The sequence below is a fragment of the Propionibacterium ruminifibrarum genome (genome assembly GCF_900289195.1).
GTDB classification, from domain to species: domain Bacteria; phylum Actinomycetota; class Actinomycetes; order Propionibacteriales; family Propionibacteriaceae; genus Propionibacterium; species Propionibacterium ruminifibrarum.
The window spans coordinates 1-16,616 of record NZ_OMOH01000010.1 but is presented as its reverse complement, the minus strand read 5'-3'; the positions used below and the strand labels follow the sequence as shown (position 1 = coordinate 16,616).

Annotated in this window: 14 protein-coding genes and 1 riboswitch; of the genes, 13 read left to right on the top strand and 1 reads right to left on the bottom strand. The window is 68.9% G+C overall.

Going from position 1 to position 16,616, the window contains the following annotated elements; genetic code table 11:
- The first annotated feature begins 129 nt into the window (after positions 1-129).
- Positions 130-344, top strand: a riboswitch (cobalamin riboswitch).
- Between the two features lie 96 nt (positions 345-440).
- From nikB to PROPJV5_RS10375, 6 genes are read left to right on the top strand one after another with little or no spacing between them, the layout of a single operon-like run.
- Complete coding sequence (nikB, locus tag PROPJV5_RS10400) at positions 441-1,385, top strand: nickel ABC transporter permease (protein WP_119716293.1); 945 nt, start codon at positions 441-443, stop codon at positions 1,383-1,385.
- Positions 1,382-2,275, top strand: coding sequence for a nickel transporter permease (gene nikC / locus PROPJV5_RS10395; RefSeq protein ID WP_119716292.1), 894 nt, complete (start codon positions 1,382-1,384; stop codon positions 2,273-2,275). Before nikB ends, nikC begins: the two co-directional genes overlap by 4 nt.
- Positions 2,276-2,324: 49 nt before the next feature.
- Positions 2,325-3,929, top strand: a complete 1,605-nt coding sequence (locus PROPJV5_RS10390; RefSeq protein ID WP_119716291.1) for an ABC transporter substrate-binding protein — start codon at positions 2,325-2,327, stop codon at positions 3,927-3,929.
- 13 nt (positions 3,930-3,942) lie between these two features.
- The gene (locus PROPJV5_RS10385; RefSeq protein ID WP_119716290.1) at positions 3,943-4,773 is read left to right on the top strand and encodes an ABC transporter ATP-binding protein; all 831 of its coding nucleotides are present in this window, start codon (positions 3,943-3,945) and stop codon (positions 4,771-4,773) included.
- A gap of 10 nt (positions 4,774-4,783) precedes the next feature.
- A complete protein-coding gene (locus PROPJV5_RS10380; protein ID WP_119716289.1) occupies positions 4,784-5,713 on the top strand; it encodes an ABC transporter ATP-binding protein in 930 nt (309 codons plus the stop codon).
- On the top strand, positions 5,713-7,095 hold the full coding sequence (locus PROPJV5_RS10375; protein WP_119716288.1) for an MATE family efflux transporter: 1,383 nt from the start codon (positions 5,713-5,715) through the stop codon (positions 7,093-7,095). Before PROPJV5_RS10380 ends, PROPJV5_RS10375 begins: the two co-directional genes overlap by 1 nt.
- Before the next feature lie 12 nt (positions 7,096-7,107).
- On the opposite strand, the gene PROPJV5_RS10370 is transcribed toward PROPJV5_RS10375, so the two are convergent.
- The gene (locus tag PROPJV5_RS10370; RefSeq protein ID WP_119716287.1) at positions 7,108-8,322 is read right to left on the bottom strand and encodes a pyridoxal phosphate-dependent aminotransferase; all 1,215 of its coding nucleotides are present in this window, start codon (positions 8,320-8,322) and stop codon (positions 7,108-7,110) included.
- 101 nt (positions 8,323-8,423) lie between these two features.
- Between PROPJV5_RS10370 and argC the strand changes: the two genes are divergently transcribed.
- From argC to tyrS, 7 genes are all read left to right on the top strand, one after another.
- Positions 8,424-9,455: an N-acetyl-gamma-glutamyl-phosphate reductase gene (gene argC, locus PROPJV5_RS10365; RefSeq protein WP_119716345.1), complete on the top strand. Its 1,032-nt coding sequence runs from the start codon at positions 8,424-8,426 to the stop codon at positions 9,453-9,455.
- On the top strand, positions 9,452-10,603 hold the full coding sequence (gene argJ, locus PROPJV5_RS10360; RefSeq protein ID WP_119716286.1) for a bifunctional glutamate N-acetyltransferase/amino-acid acetyltransferase ArgJ: 1,152 nt from the start codon (positions 9,452-9,454) through the stop codon (positions 10,601-10,603). Before argC ends, argJ begins: the two co-directional genes overlap by 4 nt.
- Complete coding sequence (gene argB, locus PROPJV5_RS10355) at positions 10,600-11,505, top strand: acetylglutamate kinase (protein ID WP_119716285.1); 906 nt, start codon at positions 10,600-10,602, stop codon at positions 11,503-11,505. The genes argJ and argB overlap by 4 nt, the downstream gene beginning before the upstream one ends.
- Positions 11,502-12,713 (top strand): acetylornithine transaminase, encoded by a 1,212-nt coding sequence (locus tag PROPJV5_RS10350; RefSeq protein ID WP_275403713.1) that lies wholly within the window; start codon positions 11,502-11,504, stop codon positions 12,711-12,713. Before argB ends, PROPJV5_RS10350 begins: the two co-directional genes overlap by 4 nt.
- Positions 12,710-13,234, top strand: coding sequence for an arginine repressor (locus PROPJV5_RS10345; RefSeq protein WP_119716284.1), 525 nt, complete (start codon positions 12,710-12,712; stop codon positions 13,232-13,234). The genes PROPJV5_RS10350 and PROPJV5_RS10345 overlap by 4 nt, the downstream gene beginning before the upstream one ends.
- Positions 13,235-13,325: 91 nt before the next feature.
- Positions 13,326-14,747 (top strand): argininosuccinate lyase, encoded by a 1,422-nt coding sequence (argH, locus tag PROPJV5_RS10340; protein ID WP_119716283.1) that lies wholly within the window; start codon positions 13,326-13,328, stop codon positions 14,745-14,747.
- Positions 14,748-14,939: 192 nt separating this feature from the next.
- On the top strand, positions 14,940-16,205 hold the full coding sequence (gene tyrS, locus PROPJV5_RS10335; RefSeq protein ID WP_119716282.1) for a tyrosine--tRNA ligase: 1,266 nt from the start codon (positions 14,940-14,942) through the stop codon (positions 16,203-16,205).
- The last annotated feature ends 411 nt before the right edge of the window (positions 16,206-16,616 follow it).

Below are 16,616 nucleotides of genomic sequence, written 5' to 3'. Positions count from 1 at the left end.
GCCGTGCCGGCCCACCGGCCGACGGAAACGCAAGAAGGCGAGCCTTTGCTGCGTAAGTTGCCAGATGAGATTGCGTCGCATCAGTTAGGTACTGCTATGCTCCCAGCGAAGCAAGGGCGCTGCGCGTGCTGAGCGCGCAGCATCCCCAGGTGTCCGATCAACCCCGTCGGGCTGGTCGGAGCAACAGGGAACCGCGTGCGAATCGCGGACGGGACCGCCGCTGTGAGCGTCCCGGACCCTCATCGGCGTGAGCCGGCCACTGGGCAACCGGGAAGGCAGAGGGTCCGTCGGGGCAACCGCCCCGGGACGCGAGTCAGAAGACCTGCCTGGGAACCTCCTCGTCACTGCGGTACTTGGTGATCACGGGGCCCGAGCGGAGAGTCGCAAGAATCCGGTTGTGACGAACGACATCCGTCATGATCGTGAGGTGGTTGCGGCTCGTGGACGCTCGATGGCTGGCCCGGAGGCTGGGTCAGATTCTTGTCGTGCTGGTGGGCATCAGCTTCATCACCTTCGTGCTCGTCTGGCTCGCCCCGGGCGACCCGGCGCAGGCCATGTACACCAGCCAGGGCATCACGCCGACACCCGAGATGGTCGAGGAGATGCGCGCCCGGCTCGGCCTCGACAAGCCCTTCCTCACCCAGTACGTCACCTGGCTCGGCAACTGCCTGCACGGGAACTTCGGCACGTCCTATTCCCTGAACAAGCCCGTCACAGACCTGATGCTGGCCCGCCTGTGGCCGACCATCAAGCTCGCGCTGGCGTCCCTGGTCCTCATGCTCCTCGTCGCCGTCCCCCTGGGCATGGCGGCCGCGGTGCGCCAGGGCAGCGTCATCGACCACCTCGCACGCGGCTTCAGCTTCCTCGGCGTCTCAATGCCGAACTTCTGGTTCGGTCTGCTGCTCATCTGGGCCGTCGCCCTCAAGCTCGGGCTGCTGCCGGTGGTCTCGACGGGGAAGGGCCTCGACCAGCTCATCATGCCGGCCGTCACGCTGGCCTTCGCCATGATCGGCAGGTACACCCGCCAGGTCCGCACCGCCGTCCTCGAGGAACTCAACCAGGACTACGTCATCGGTGCCCGGGCCCGCGGCATGTCGGAGCGCACCATCTTGTGGCGGCACGTCCTGCCGAACGCGCAGCTCCCCCTGCTCACCCTGCTCGGCCTGTCCCTCGGCTCGCTGCTGGGCGGCACGGCCGTCGTCGAGGTCGTCTTCTCCTACCCGGGTCTGGGCAACATGGCTGTCTCGGCGGTCACCTCGTACGACTACCCGCTGGTGCAGACCTACGTGCTGTGGATCGCACTCATCTACATGGTCATCAACCTGCTGGTCGACATCTCCTACGCCCGGCTCGACCCGCGCGTACGACGAGGAGCCCGCTCATGAGCGCACTGCGCAGCATCTGGAGGAACACCCGCCGCGCCATCGGCGGGCGCAGGATCTTCGGCGTCTACGTGGCGCTGGTCGTCGTGATCATCCTCGTCGCGGTCTTCGCCAAGCAGATCGCGCCGATGGACCCCTATGCGGCGAACCTTTCGGACGCCTTCCAGCCGCCGAGCGCCGAGCACTGGTTCGGTACCGACAAGCTCGGCCGCGACATCGCCTCGCGGATCGTCTACGGCACCCGCATCTCGCTCACCTCGGCGATCATCCTCGTCCTCACGATCTCCGTCGTCGGCTCGTTCCTGGGTGTCATCGCCGGACACTTCGGCGGGCTCGTCGACGCGGTCATCATGCGCATCAGTGACATGATGATCTCCTTTCCCGGCATCGTCCTGGCCATCGCCGTGGCCGGTCTGCTCGGGGCGAGCATTCGCAACGCGATCATCGCCCTGGCCGTCGTCAGCTGGACGAAGTACGCCCGCCTGGCGCGCAGCCTGGTGCTCAAGATCCGGCACTCGGACTTCGTGACGGCCGCCGAACTCAGCGGCACCCGGCCCGGCCGTCTCATGCGCCGCTACCTGCTGCCGAGCGCCCTTCCGACACTGGTCATCACGGCAGCCACCGACATCGGCACGATGATGCTCGAACTTGCCGGCCTGTCCTTCCTCGGCTTCGGCGCCCAGCCGCCGCAGGCCGAGTGGGGCCTCATGCTCAACGAGGGCCGCGCCTACCTGCTCGACTCGCCGTGGCTCATGATCTTCCCCGGCGCGGCGATCAGCGTCACCGTCATCGTCTTCAATCTGCTGGGCGACGCCCTGCGCGACATCCTCGACCCCCGCCACGCCGGCCAGGACGAGGACGTCGTCGAGCTCGTCCCGGCCCCGCTGTCCTGAACCCCTCCCATCCCACGCACTCCAACCACGAGGAAAGCGAGTAACAACAATGCAGGGAATCATCGTCACCCGCCGCGGTCTGCTGACCGCCTCCGCCGCCGGTGCCGCTGTCGCCGGCCTCGGCCTGGCCGGCTGTTCCTCGGGCTCGGGCTCGGGCGGTTCCAGCACGGAGCTGAAGTTCGGTTGCACGAACTTCTCCAAGGAGTCCCTCGACCCGTCGAACCAGCCGAACGCGGCCTGGGCCTGCATGCGTTACGGGGTGGGCGAGTCGTTGTTCAAGTTCGACGAACACATGGTCGCTCAGCCCCAACTGTCCGACACCTACACGGTCGACGACGAGCACACGAACTGGCAGTTCCACATCAGGGAGGGCCTGATGTTCTCCACCGGCACCGAGGTCACCGCCACCAAGGTCGCCGAGTCCCTCCAGCACATGTACGACAAGGAGGGCGTCGAGGGGTCGTCCTCACCGTCGAACTTCATGAAACCGGCCTCGATCACGCCCGACGATGAGGCCCGCACCGTCACGATCGTGACCCAGACCCCTTACGCCGACCTGCCGGCCGTCCTGGCCAACCCGCTGTTCGAGATCCTCGACATCGCCGGCAGCGAGAACCTCGCCGAGAAGCCGATCGGCACCGGCCCCTACGCGGTGAGCGAGTTCAACAGCGGCCAGGACGTCAAACTCACCCGCAACGAGCACTACTGGAACGGCGAGGTGCCCTACGAGAGTGTGGACGTCATCTTCATCGACGACGCCTCGAGCCTGACCAAGTCCATGGCCCTGCAGTCCGGCGACGTCGACGTCACCGAGAACATCACGGCCATGTCCGACCTCGAGAAGCTCAAGGACGATCCGGACTACTCGGTCTCGCAGACCATCAGCATGCGCACGGGCTTCTCCTACCTCAATGCCGCCGAGGGCCGCCCGCTGGCGAACAAGGACCTGCGCACCGCCATCTGCATGGCGGTCGACGACGCCACGATCACCGGGACCACGACCGGCGGCCTCTACAGCGAGGGCTGCTCGGTCGTGCCCTCCTCGCTCGACTTCGGCTACGACCAGCTGACCGACGCCACCCCCCACGACGTGGAGAGGGCCAAGAAGATCCTCGACGACGCCGGCATCGTCGATTCCGACGGCGACGGCTTCCGTGAGCTGGACGGCACGAAGATCGACCTGGACTACGTCACCTACGACTCGCGGAACCTGTCGGTCATGGCCGAGGCCGTGTCCACCCAGCTCGCCGAGATCGGCATCCAGGCGACGGTCACCAAGCTCGACGCCGACACCGAGTGGGACCGGCTCGTGGCCGGCGAGTACGACATGAACTCCAGCAACTGGATGACCGCCCAGGAGGGCGACCCCTACAGCTACCTCGCCAACTGGTACTCCAAGAGCGACGCCAACTACTGCGGTTACAGGAATGACGAGTACGACTCCCTCTACGAGCAGTTGGAGACGGAACTGGACACCGAGGAGCGCAAGAAGATCTTCGTCCGCCTGCAGCAGATCCTCATCGACGACGCGGCGGTCCTCGTCCATGGTTACTACAACAGCAACATGTGCTCCAATGCGAAGACCGTGAGCGGCGCAACCGTTGCCACCGCGGACTACTACTGGATCACGAACGCCTTCAAGCCGGTGCAGTGAACTGAGGACGAGGATGACGGGCAGCAGACCGGGGCGGGAGGACCCCCCTGAGAAGAACCAGGTGGACGGCACGCCCCTGCTCAGCGTCCAGCGGATGACCGTCAGCTACGACGGCACCCCCGCCGTCAGCGACGTCAGCCTGGACGTGACCCCGGGCGAGATCGTGGCGATCGTGGGGGAGTCCGGTTCGGGTAAGACCACGGTGATCCGCGCCGTCCTCGGTCTGCTGCCGTCGAGCGGGCAGGTCAGCAGCGGCGACATCCGCTACGAGGGGCGTTCGCTGCTCGACCTGGACCAGGCGCAATGGCTCGACCTGCGCCGCCACCGCATGTCGATGGTCTTCCAGGACACCGGCGCCATGCTCAACCCCGTGCGGCGCATCGGCGCCCAGTTCGTCGAATACATCCGCACCGCCGAACCGGACGTCACCAGGGCACAGGCCCGCGAACGAGCCGAGGCCATGCTCGAACGCATGGCGCTGCCGGATCCGCGCCGCGTCATGGACTCCTACGCCTTCGAACTGTCGGGCGGCATGCGTCAGAGAGTCGGCATCGCCATGGCGATGACCTTCCAACCGGCCCTGCTGCTCGCCGATGAGCCGACCAGCGCCCTGGACGTGACCATGCAGGCCCAGATCGTTCGCCAGATGCTCGCGCTGCGCCGCCAGGAGGGCACGGCGATCATGATCGTCACCCACAACCTCGGTGTGGCGGCCCACATGGCCGACACGATCATGGTCATGCGCGCAGGACACGTCCTCGAACTCGGCCCCACCGACCAGATCATCGACCACCCGACCCACGAGTACACGGCATCGCTGCTGGCCAGCATGCCTTCGCTGTGAGGAGCCGAACATGACCGAACCGGTGATGAGGGCCGAGGGGCTCACCAAGATCTTCCGGCTGCCCGACGGCAGTCGATTGACGGCGTGCAGCAACGTCACCGTCACCCTGCCCAGGGGACAGACGGTCGCCGTCGTCGGCGAGTCCGGTTCGGGCAAGAGCACCCTGCTGCGCATGCTCATCGGCCTCGAGGAGCCGACCAGCGGGCGGGTGCTCCTCGGCGACCGGCCGATCCAGGGGCTCAGGGGCGCGCGCCTGCGCGAGGTACGGCGTCAGGTGCAGATGGTCTTCCAGGACCCGCTGGGCTCCTTCGCCCCACGCATGCGCATGGCCGAGGCGATCTGCGCGCCGCTCATCGGCTACGGGCTCATCGGACGCGACGAGGTGATCCCCCGGGCCCGCGAGATGCTCCGCATGGTCGGACTGCCCGGTCACTTCGTGGTGCGCTACCCCCACCAGCTGTCCGGCGGCCAGCTCCAGCGCTGCGCCATCGCCCGGGCACTCACCCTCGACCCGCAGGTGCTCCTGTGCGACGAGGCAACCAGCGCCCTGGACGTCAGCGCCCAGGCCGAGATCATCGCCCTGCTCGCCCGCCTGCAGGCCGAACGCGGCATCACCATCGGATTCGTCTGCCACGACCTGGCGCTGGTCACGCACTTCGCGCAGACGATCGTCGTCATGTACCACGGGCGGGTCGTCGAGCAGCTGCCCGCCGACGAACTCGTCGCGCAGGCCCGGCACCCCTACACCCGGATGCTGCTGGACTCCGTACTCGACCCCCGCAACCGGGACGGCAGGCTCGACCGGCCGGCTCCTGCCGGGGCCGCCGGTCTCCAGGACGGCGGCTGGGCCGGTGAGGACGAGACGGCCCCGCTCGTCGAACTCTCCCCGGGACATCTCGTGGCCCGGGCCGGTGTGGAACAGGGCGCCAAGGTGAGCTGATGACAGCCGCCCCGGGCACCGCCGCACGCCGCGGACGCAGCCGTACCACCGACCTGACCACCGGCCCCCTGGGCCGCGGGATCATCGTCTTCGCCCTGCCGCTGCTCGGGGCCGCCCTCGTCCAGCTGCTCTACAGCACGGTCGACCTCATGTTCGTCGGCCACGCCCTGGGCACCGAGGCGGCCGCCGCGGTCGGTGCCAGCGGACTCATCGTCACCTGCCTCATCGGCATGTTCACCGGGCTCGGTACCGGCACCGGCGTGCTCGTCGCCCGACATTTCGGGGCCGGGCGGCACAGTCAGGTCGATCGGGTCATGCACACCGCCCTCGCCTTCGGACTGGCCGGTGGAACGCTGCTCATCCCCGCGATGATCCTCATCGCCCCCACCCTGCTCGCCTGGCTCAACACCCCGGACGAGATCCTGGCCATGGCCGTCGTCTACGTGCGCATCTACCTGCTCGGGCTGGTGAGCGTCGTCCTGTTCAACATGGGGGCCGGGGTCCTGCGCGCGGTGGGCGACTCGCTCACGCCGATGCTCTGCCAGCTGCTGGGCGGGGTGGTGAACGTCCTGGTCGACGCGCTGTTCATCGTCGTCTTCCGGTGGGGGATCGTCGGCGCGGCGGCGGCGACCCTCACCTCGCAGACGCTCTGCGCGGTGCTGGTGCTGCTCGCCCTGCGCCGCCTCGACGAGCGCTACCGGCTGCGTCTGACGCGCTTCCACCTGCACCGGGTCACCCTCCGCGAGATCCTCGCCATCGGCCTGCCGGCCGGCGTCCAGGCCCTCGTCATCACGCTGAGCAATGTGGCGGTCCAGTACCGCATCAACGGGCTGGGTATCCCCGACATCGCGGCCTTCACCGTGTGGTTCCGGGTCGAGAACTTCCTGTACATGCCGGTCATGGCCCTCGGCCAGGCCGCCTCGACCAGTGTGGCCCAGAACCTCGGCGCCGAGGACCGGGCGCGAACCCGCCGAGCCGTCCGCGTCTGCTGCCTCATCGGCGTGGCCGTCACGTCGGTCCTGGCCGTCGCCCTGCTCGTGGCCTCGGGCCCGATCCTCGGCATGTTCACCGCCGACCCACAGGTCATCGCGCTGACCACGAGCATCGCGCGCATCATCGGTCCCTGCTACCTGCTCTTCGCCCTGATGGAGGTCCTCTCGTCCTCGATCCGCGGTGCGGGCCACGCCCTGCCCCCGATGATCATCATCGTCAGCGCCCTGTGCGGCCTGCGCGTGGTACTCCTTGCGGCGCTGCCGCAGGTCTTCGGGGCCGTCACCCGCGTGGCGATGCTGTACCCCCTGTCGTGGGTGGTGACCAATGCGCTGCTGCTCGCCTATCTGCTGATCCGCAGGGCCGTGCTGTGGGGCGAGCCGCGGGACTGAGATCGAGGGCGGTCAGTCCCGGCGCGTCTCCTCGCAGTACTCGGCCAGGCGGGCGAGGGCCTCGCGCAGCACCTTCTCCTCGGGCAGGGCGACAAGGCGGAAGTGGTCGGGGTTCGGCCAGTTGAAGCCGCGCCCGTGGCTGACCAGGATCTTCTTGTGCCGCAGCAGGCCGAGCGCCCACTCCTCGTCGTCCTCGATGGGGAAGCGCTCCGGGTCGAGGCGCGGGAACAGGTACAGCGCGCCGCTCGCCGGCACGCAGCTGACTCCCTCGATCTCGTTGAGCAGCCGGGACGACAACATGATCTGGTCGTGGAACCGGCCCCCGGGGGTCACCAGCTCGTCGATCGACTGGTGACCGCCGAGGCAGGTCTGGATGGCGTGCTGGCCCGGCACGTTCGCGCACATGCGCATGTTGGCGAGCAGATCGAGTCCCTCACGCAGGTCCTCGGCAGCTGCCAGCGGGCCGGTGATGACCAGCCAGCCGGCCCGGAACCCGCAGGCCCGGTAGGCCTTCGACAGGCCGGAGAAGGTGAGGCACAGCACGTCATCGCCGGCCAGGTTCGCCGCGTAGACGTGGTTGCCTGAGTAGATGATCTTCTCGTAGATCTCGTCCGCCAGGACGATGAGCCCGTGCTCGCGGGCCAGGTCGATGATGCCGCGAATGATCTCGGCGCTGTACACGGCGCCGGTCGGGTTGTTCGGGTTGATGATGACGATCGCCTTGGTCCTGGGCGTGATCCGCGAGGCGATGTCCTCCAGGTCCGGGTTCCAGCCGTTGCTCTCGTCGGCGAGATAGTGCACGGCGCGGCCGCCGCACAGGGTCGTCTGGGCAGTCCACAGCGGGTAGTCGGGGCTGGGGATGAGCACCTCGTCGTCGGCGTTCAGCAGGGATTGCAGGACGATCGAGATCAACTCGCTGACGCCGTTGCCGAGCATCACCTGGTCGACGTCGACGTCCAGGCCCTTGGACTGGTAGTAGTTCGCCACGGCGGTCCGCGCCGAGTAGACGCCGTGGGCGTCGGAGTAGCCCTCGGACTCGGGGAGGTGGGCGACCATGGAGCGGACCACCGAGTCCGGTGTCTCGAAACCGAACGGGGCGAGGTTGCCGATGTTGAGCTTGAGGATGCGCTGCCCCGCCGCCTCCATGCGCTGGGCCTCGACCATGTTCTTGCCTCGCACGTCGTAACGCACGCCCCGCAGCCTGGAGGACTGTGTGTAGCTTGTCATCGGAGCACCTCTCGAATAGTCATCACGCATCGTGCACAACACTAGCCCGCTCGAATGCGAGCAAATAACATATTTATTTTCTCCATGGCATACTTATGCTCATGTCGTACACAGCAGCAGTCGCCGGGTGCACCGGTTACGCAGGAGGCGAGATCCTTCGGCTCCTGGCCGGGCACCCGCGGATCGAGATCGGCGCGCTCACCGCCGGTTCCAGTGCGGGAACCGTCCTGGGCGAGCACCACCCCAACCTGATCAGCCTGTACGACCGGCGAGTGGTCGAGACCACCGCGGAGAACCTGGCGGGCCATGACGTCGTCTTCCTGGCCCTGCCGCACGGCGCCTCGACGGCCATCGCCGCCCAGCTGCCCCCCGACACCCTCGTCATCGACTGCGGCGCCGACCACCGCCTCACGAGCGCCGAACGGTGGGACGCCTTCTACGGAACCCCCTATGCCGGGTCCTGGCCCTACGGGCTGCCCGAGATGCCGGGGCAGCGTGAACGGTTGCGCAGCACGAAACGCGTCGCCGTCTGCGGGTGCTACGTCGCCACCAGCACACTCGGCCTGCTGCCGGCGATCACCGGCGGGCTCATCGATGGTCACGACATCACCATCACCGCGGCCTCCGGCACCAGTGGTGGCGGGCGCAGCCCCAAACCGAACCTGCTCGGCTCCGAGACGGCCGGCTCGGTCAGCGCCTACGGGGTGGGCGGCACGCACCGGCACGTCCCCGAGATCCTGCAGAACCTCGAGGCACTGGGCGCCGAGTCCCCGTCGATCAGTTTCACCCCGCTGCTCGCCCCGATGCAGCGCGGCATCCTGGCCGTCATCACCGCTCCGATCGACCCGGCGATCCCGCCGGAACGAGTGCGGCAGGCCTACCTGGCGGCCTATGCGGACGAACCCTTCGTCCACGTGCTTCCCGAGGGCGTGTGGCCGGCCAGCCAGTCGGTGCTCGGCTCGAACGCGGTCGTCGTCAACGCGACCGTCGACCGGGCGGCCGGGCGGCTCGTCGCCGTGGCCGTCCTCGACAACCTCACCAAGGGCACTGCCGGCAGCGCCGTGCAGTCCATGAATCTCGCGCTGGGCCTGGACGAGACGATCGGCCTGTCCACGATTGGAGTCGCACCGTGAGCGTCACCGCACCCAAGGGCTTCCGCGCCGCCGGGGTCGCCGCCGGCATCAAGGACGGCGGCAGTCTCGACCTGGCGGTCGTCGTCAACGATGGCCCGGCCGATGTCGCCGCCGGCGTCTTCACCTCGAACCGGGTCTGCGCGGCACCTGTCATCTGGTCTCGTGAGGCCGTGGCCGACGGCGCGCTGAGAGCCGTCGTCCTCAACTCGGGAGGCGCCAATGCCTGCACTGGTGAGGAGGGGATGGCCGACACGGCCACCACGGCCGACAGGCTGGCCGATCTGCTCGGCGTCGCCTGCCACGACGTCGCCGTCTGCTCCACCGGCCTGATCGGTGAGCGCCTGCCCATGGAGCCGCTCCTCGCCGGCGTCGACAGCGCCGTCGCAGGCCTGTCCGCTCACGGCGACGCCGACGCCGCGCGCGCCATCATGACCACCGACACGCGTCCCAAGACCGCCGTCTTCAACGGCGGGGGCTGGTCGATCGGCGCCATGGCCAAGGGCGCCGGCATGCTGGCCCCGGCCCTGGCAACGATGCTCGTCGTCGTCACGACGGACGCCGTCATCACGCCCGAGCAGGCGGACACCGCGCTGCGTGCGGCCACCGAGGTCTCCCTCAACCGGCTCGACTCCGACGGCTGCCAGTCGACGAACGACACCGTCCTGCTGCTGAGCTCGGGGGCCTCCGGGGTCGAGCTCGACACCAGGACGTTCGCGGCGGCACTCACCACCGTCTGCCTCGACCTCGGCTCCCAGCTGCTCGGCGACGCCGAGGGCAGTTCCCACGACATAGCGATCCTCGTCAGGGGAGCCGCCAGCGAGGCCGACGCCCTCGAGGTGGGACGCGCGATCGCCCGCTCGAACCTGTTCAAGTGCGCCATCTTCGGCAACGACCCCAACTGGGGGCGCGTGCTGTCCACGGTCGGTACGACGAGTGCCGTCTTCGACCCCGACGAGCTCGACGTCTCGTTCAACGGCGTCATGGTGTGCCGGGGCGGGGCGATCGGCGAGGATCGTTCCCTGGTCGACCTGCACCCGCGCGAGGTGAGCGTCGTCGTCGATCTGCACGCCGGGGGCGAGCAGGCCACGATCTGGACCAACGACCTGACGTACGACTACGTCAAGGAGAACGCGGAGTACTCCTCATGAGCCGGGTGCGCAGTCTCGACCGTGATGCGGCCATCAGCAAGGCCAGTACCCTCATCGAGGCCCTGCCCTGGCTCGAGCAGTACGCGGGCAGGATCGTCGTCATCAAGTACGGCGGCAACGCCATGATCGACGACGACCTCAAACGCGCCTTCGCCCAGGACATCGTCTTCATGCGCCGCTGCGGGATCAAGCCCGTGGTCGTCCACGGTGGCGGCCCCCAGATCAGTCGCATGCTCAAACGCCTCGACATCCACAGCGAGTTCCGCGGGGGACTGCGCGTCACCACGCCCGAGGCCATGGACGTCGTCCGCATGGTGCTGGTCGGCAAGGTCGGGCGTGAACTCGTCAACATGATCAACGACCACGGCCCCTACGCGGTGGGCCTGTCGGGCGAGGACGCCCGGCTGTTCACCGCCGTGCCGAAGAAGGTCATGGTCGACGGCACCCCGATGGAGCTCGGCCAGGTCGGCGAGGTCACCGCCGTGCAGCCCCAGGCCGTCCAGGACCTCATGGACGCCGGCCGCATCCCCGTCGTCGCCACGGTCGCCCCCGGCGAGCACGAGGAGGTCTTCAACGTCAACGCGGACACCGCGGCCGCGGCGCTGGCCGTCGCGCTGGGCGCCGAACGTCTCGTCATGCTGACCGACGTGGCCGGCCTGTACTCGGACTGGCCCAACAGCGAGGACGTCATCACCCAGATCAGCGCGCGCGAGCTGCAGGACATGCTGCCCGGGCTGGTCTCGGGCATGCGACCCAAGATGGAGGCCTGCCTGCGGGCCGTGCAGGGCGGGGTGAGCCGCGCCACCGTCATCGACGGCCGGGTCGAGCACTCGCTGCTGCTTGAGATCTTCACGAACGAGGGCTTCGGCACACTGGTCCGGGCCGAGGAGGACGAACTGTGAGCGATCAGCTGATCGACCAGAAGACCTGGGGCGAACGCTACGACGCGACCCTGATGAACACCTTCGGGCACCCCAAGCGCGTCCTGGTACGCGGGCGCGGCGCCGACGTCTGGGACGCCGACGGCAACCACTACACCGATCTGCTCGCCGGCCTCGCCGTGCACGCCCTCGGCCACGCCCATCCGGCCGTCATCGAGGCGATCAGCGAGCAGGCCGGCACCCTCGGGCACATCTCGAACTTCTTCGCCTCACCGCCCCAGATCATGCTCGGCGAACGACTCGTCGCCCTGGCGACGCTCGATGCGCCCGGTACCGCGGCCCGTGTCTTCTTCACGAACTCGGGCACCGAGGCCAACGAGGCCGCCTTCAAACTGACCCGTCTGACCGGGCGCCGCAGGATCGTCGCCATGGAGGGCTCCTTCCACGGCCGCACGATGGGTGCCCTGGCGATCACCCACAACGAGCACTACCGCGCCCCCTTCGAGCCGCTGCCCGGTGAGATCGTCTGGGTGCCCTACGGCGACATCGAGGCGCTCTCCCGGGCCGTCGACGAGACGGTCGCCGCCGTCGTCCTCGAGCCCATCCAGGGCGAGAACGGAGTCGTCGAGCCCGACGCCGACTTCCTGCCGGCGGCGCGACGCATCACCGCCGAGCACGGCGCCCTGCTGTGGGTCGACGAGGTGCAGACCGGCCTGTGCCGCTGCGGCGCATGGTTCGCCCACCAGCGCAGCGGCATCACGCCCGACATCATCACCGTCGCCAAGGGGCTGGCCAACGGCTACCCGATCGGGGCGTGCCTCGCCCTCGGCGAGGCGGCCGACCTGTTCGGGCCGGGCCAGCACGGCACGACATTCGGCGGCAACCCGATCGCCTGCGCCGCCGGCTGCGCCGTGCTCCGGGTGATGGAGGACGAGGGGCTCGCGCAGCGTTCGACCGAGCTGGGCGCCCACCTGGCCGATGCCGTCACAGCCCTCGACGATCCCCGCGTCGACACGGTCCGCGGCCAGGGCCTGCTGCGCGGCATCGTCCTGAACCGGCCGATCGCCGCCGGGGTGGCCGACGCGGCCCTCGACGCGGGCTGGATCATCAACGCGCCACGCCCGCAGGTGCTGCGCATCGCGCCCCCGCTCATCATCGCCGCCGGGCAGCTCGACGACTTCGTGCGCGCACTGCCCGGGCTGCTGGATGCCGCTCAGGGGCGGGCATGACCACCAACGCATCCGCCGCCGAACGGGCCGGTTCCAGCCGGGCCGCTCGCCAGGCGCTCATCCTGGAGCTGATCCAGGACCGCGAGATCGCCTCCCAGAACGAACTGGCCGACATCCTCGCCGAACAGGGGATCCGGGTCAGCCAGGGCACGCTCAGCAAGGACCTGCTCGACATCGGCGCGGTCCGCGTGCGTGCGGCCACGGGAGTCCTCGTGTACGCCCCACCCAACGTCGAGGCGGCGTCGGACCACGCCGCGCGCGGACAGCGGCTGGCCCGGATCTGCGCCGAGGTGCTCGTCTCGGCCGAGGCCTCGGCCAATCTGCTCGTCATCAAGACACCGCCGGGTGCGGCCCAGTACTTCGCCTCCGCCATCGACCGCGTGTCGCTCCCGGCCATTCTGGGTACCATCGCGGGGGATGACACGGTCATGGTCATCTCACGTGAACCCGACGGAGGGCAGGAACTCGCCGCGTACTTCCTGTCGATGGCCCGCACCGGGCATCCCGTGGACGAGAAGTGACGGCAACCCGGCAGGGAGCGGGGCCAGCCCGCCGATGCCCGGACGCCGCGAACCGGCCCCTCCGGCCACGCGAACGACACGAAAGGCAGTCATGAGCCAGGACCATCAGCAGGGCTTTCTGTGGGGAGGCCGCTTCGCGGGCGGCCCGGCCGAGGCGATGTTCGCCCTGTCCGTCTCCACCCAGTTCGACTGGCGACTCGCCCCCGAGGACATCGCAGGCTCCCGTGCGCACGCCCGCGCCCTGCACGCCGCCGGCCTGCTCGACGACGCCGAGCACGCCACGATGCAGGCCGCCCTGGCCGAGATGGCCGAGCAGGTGGCCGGCGGTGAACTGAGCCCGGCCCCCACCGACGAGGACGTCCACGGCGCCCTCGAACGGATCCTGACCGAGCGGGTCGGGCCCGAGCTGGGCGGTCGCCTGCGCGCCGGCCGCAGCCGCAACGATCAGATCGCCACCCTCATCCGCATGTACCTGCGCCGCGAGATCCGTGCCCTGACCCTCGACGTGTGCGACGTCGTCTCGGCCCTGTGCGCCCAGGCCACGGCCCACCGGTCGGCCGTCCTGCCCGGACGCACCCACATGCAGACCGCGCAGCCCGTCCTGCTCGCCCATCAGCTGCTCGCCCACGCCTGGCCGCTGCTGCGCGACATCGAACGGTTCCGCGACCTCGACCGCCGGCTGGCCGTCAGCCCCTACGGTTCGGCCGCCCTCGCCGGCACATCCCTCGGCCTCGACCCGGAGCAGGTCGCCCACGAACTCGGCTTCGACGACGCGGTGATGAACTCCATCGACGGCACCGCGTCCCGCGACCTGGTGAGTGAGAGCGCCTATGTCCTGGCCCAGATCGGCATCGACCTCTCGCGCCTGTCCGAGGACATCATCGCCTGGACGACCCCCGAGTTCGGGTTCGCCAGGCTCGATGACGCCTGGAGCACGGGTTCGAGCATCATGCCGCAGAAGAAGAACCCCGACGTGGCCGAACTGGCCAGGGGCAAGGCAGGACGGCTGATCGGCAATCTCACGGGCCTGCTGGCGACCTTCAAGGGCCTGCCCACCGCCTACGACCGCGACCTTCAGGAGGACAAGGAGCCGCTGTTCGACGGCATCGACCAGCTCCACGTCCTGCTACCGGCCGTCGCCGGCCTGGTCGGTACCCTCGGGTTCGACGAGGACCGCATGGCGCAGGCCGCTCCTCGAGGCTTCTCCCTGGCCACCGACATGGCCGACTGGCTCGTGCGTCAGGGCGTTCCCTTCGCCCAGGCCCATGACATCACCGGCCGCGCCGTCCGGTTCTGCGAGGCCGCCGGGCTGGAACTGTCCGATCTGAGCGACGAGCAGCTCGCGACCATCGACGAGCATCTTGCCCCCGGCGTCCGCGACGTGCTGACGGTCACCGGTTCGGTCGCCTCCCGCACCGGCCGGGGCGGCACCGCCCCGGAGCGGGTCGCCGAGCAGCTCGCCGCGGTCGAGGCCGCGGTGACGGCCGCCGCACAGTGGGGTGGTCGTTCCTGATCCCTGCTCATCGGGCAGGCCGGGAGGCGGCCGGCGCCCGGCCGCCGGCGATGCGGTCGGGGCCGTGGCACCCGAACCTCAGGCGGGCACGGCACCCGCGAGGCGTTCCGGGGCGGGGCCCGGTATCCGGCCGGATCTCTCGCCCCGTGTTCCCCGCACGCCCGCTACCGGCGGCTGCCTTACACTGGCCGGATGAATGCACTGCTCGATGACCTGACATGGCGTGGTTTCATCTCGACGACCACCGACCAAGCGGCACTCGCCGCCCACCTCGACGAGGGCATGGTCACGAGCTATGTGGGCTTCGACCCCACGGCCCCGAGCCTTCACATCGGGCATCTCATGCAGCTCATCCTGGCCCGGCGTCTCCAGCAGGCCGGTCACCGGCCGCTCCTGCTCGTGGGGGGCGCCACGGGTCTCATCGGCGACCCCAAGATGACCGGCGAACGCGTCATGAACACCAAGGAGACCGTGGCCGCCTGGGTCGAGTCGCTGCGGGCCCAGGTGAGCCGGTTCGTGAGCTTCGAGGGCGAGAACGCCTCCCAGGTCGTCAACAACCTCGACTGGACGGCCTCACTGTCGGCCCTCGACTTCCTGCGCGACATCGGCAAGCACTTCAGCGTCAACAGGATGCTGGCCCGCGACGTCGTCGCCAGGCGCCTGAACGAGGGCATCAGCTACACCGAGTTCAGCTACGTCCTGCTCCAGTCCCTCGACTACGCGGCTCTGCACGAGCGCTACGGCTGCACCCTCCAGACCGGCGCCCAGGACCAGTGGGGCAACATCACCGCAGGCATCGACTACATCCGCCGGACCACCGGGGACGTCGTCCACGGCCTGGTGACGCCCCTGCTGACCAAGACCGACGGCACGAAGTTCGGGAAGACCGAGGGCGGCGCCGTCTGGATCGACCCCGAACGCACCTCGCCCTACGCCTTCCACCAGTTCTGGTTGAACGCCGAGGACGCCAAGGTGATCGACTACCTCAAGATCTTCTCCGACCGTACCCGGGACGAGATCGACGATCTCGCGGCCCAGACCCGCGAGGCGCCGGCCAAGAGGGCGGCCCAGCGGGCCCTGGCCAACGACGTCACCGATCTCGTCCACGGCGTCGAGGCGCGCAGGAGCGCCGAGGACGCCGCTGCGGCACTGTTCGGCCGGGGCGATCTGCGTGCCCTGGACGAGCGGACGCTCACCGCGGTCATGACCGAGGTCGGCGCGGCCGAACTGCCCAGGGACGACGGTCGACTCCCGCTCGTCGTCGATGCGCTCGTCGCCAGCGGGGCCGTGCCGTCGAAGTCCGCGGCCCGTCGCGCCATCGCCGAGGGCGGCGCATACCTGAACAACCAGAAGGTCACCGACACCGAAGCCCGCTTGGACGAGGATGACCTCCTCGCCGGCCGCTACGCCCTGGTACGTCGGGGCAAGCGCACCGTCGGCGGCGTGATCCTCCCCTGACAAGCCTGGACGTCCTTCTGCGGACGGTCAGGACCCCCGGGCTTGCGCGGTGGCCGGTCCGGGGGTATTGTTCTTTCTCGCCTCCGGACGAGGCGGCTCCGAAAGGGGCCGGTGAGACCGGGGTCATCTGATCGAAGGGGTGCCCGTCGCCACGACGGATCCCAGCCGAGAGGATGGGAAGTCGATTTGACTTCCACCGATCAGCTCACTAGAGTTGATCGAGCTGCCGCAAGGTGGCGACAGATGGTTGACCTTGGTCTCACCCAGTTCGACTGAGTGTCTCCGGTGACCGTCTGAACCTGCTGCCGCCGTGGTGCTGGTTTTGTGCTGGTGTTGTGGTGTGTGGTTGTTTCTTGATAACTCAACAGCGTGCTTCTAGTTTTTTGTTTTGATTGGGTGCCAATCTTTTTG

Excerpts from the sequence above, each read along its gene's own strand:
- PROPJV5_RS10385 (WP_119716290.1), top strand. The coding sequence starts at position 3,943 with ATGACGGGCAGCAGACCGGGGCGGGAGGACCCCCCTGAGAAGAACCAG.
- PROPJV5_RS10345 (WP_119716284.1), top strand. The coding sequence starts at position 12,710 with ATGACCACCAACGCATCCGCCGCCGAACGGGCCGGTTCCAGCCGGGCC.
- PROPJV5_RS10375 (WP_119716288.1), top strand. The coding sequence starts at position 5,713 with ATGACAGCCGCCCCGGGCACCGCCGCACGCCGCGGACGCAGCCGTACC.
- nikC (WP_119716292.1), top strand. The coding sequence starts at position 1,382 with ATGAGCGCACTGCGCAGCATCTGGAGGAACACCCGCCGCGCCATCGGC.
- PROPJV5_RS10390 (WP_119716291.1), top strand. The coding sequence starts at position 2,325 with ATGCAGGGAATCATCGTCACCCGCCGCGGTCTGCTGACCGCCTCCGCC.
- PROPJV5_RS10370 (WP_119716287.1), bottom strand. The coding sequence starts at position 8,322 with ATGACAAGCTACACACAGTCCTCCAGGCTGCGGGGCGTGCGTTACGAC.
- argB (WP_119716285.1), top strand. The coding sequence starts at position 10,600 with ATGAGCCGGGTGCGCAGTCTCGACCGTGATGCGGCCATCAGCAAGGCC.
- argH (WP_119716283.1), top strand. The coding sequence starts at position 13,326 with ATGAGCCAGGACCATCAGCAGGGCTTTCTGTGGGGAGGCCGCTTCGCG.
- tyrS (WP_119716282.1), top strand. The coding sequence starts at position 14,940 with ATGAATGCACTGCTCGATGACCTGACATGGCGTGGTTTCATCTCGACG.
- PROPJV5_RS10380 (WP_119716289.1), top strand. The coding sequence starts at position 4,784 with ATGACCGAACCGGTGATGAGGGCCGAGGGGCTCACCAAGATCTTCCGG.
- argC (WP_119716345.1), top strand. The coding sequence starts at position 8,424 with ATGTCGTACACAGCAGCAGTCGCCGGGTGCACCGGTTACGCAGGAGGC.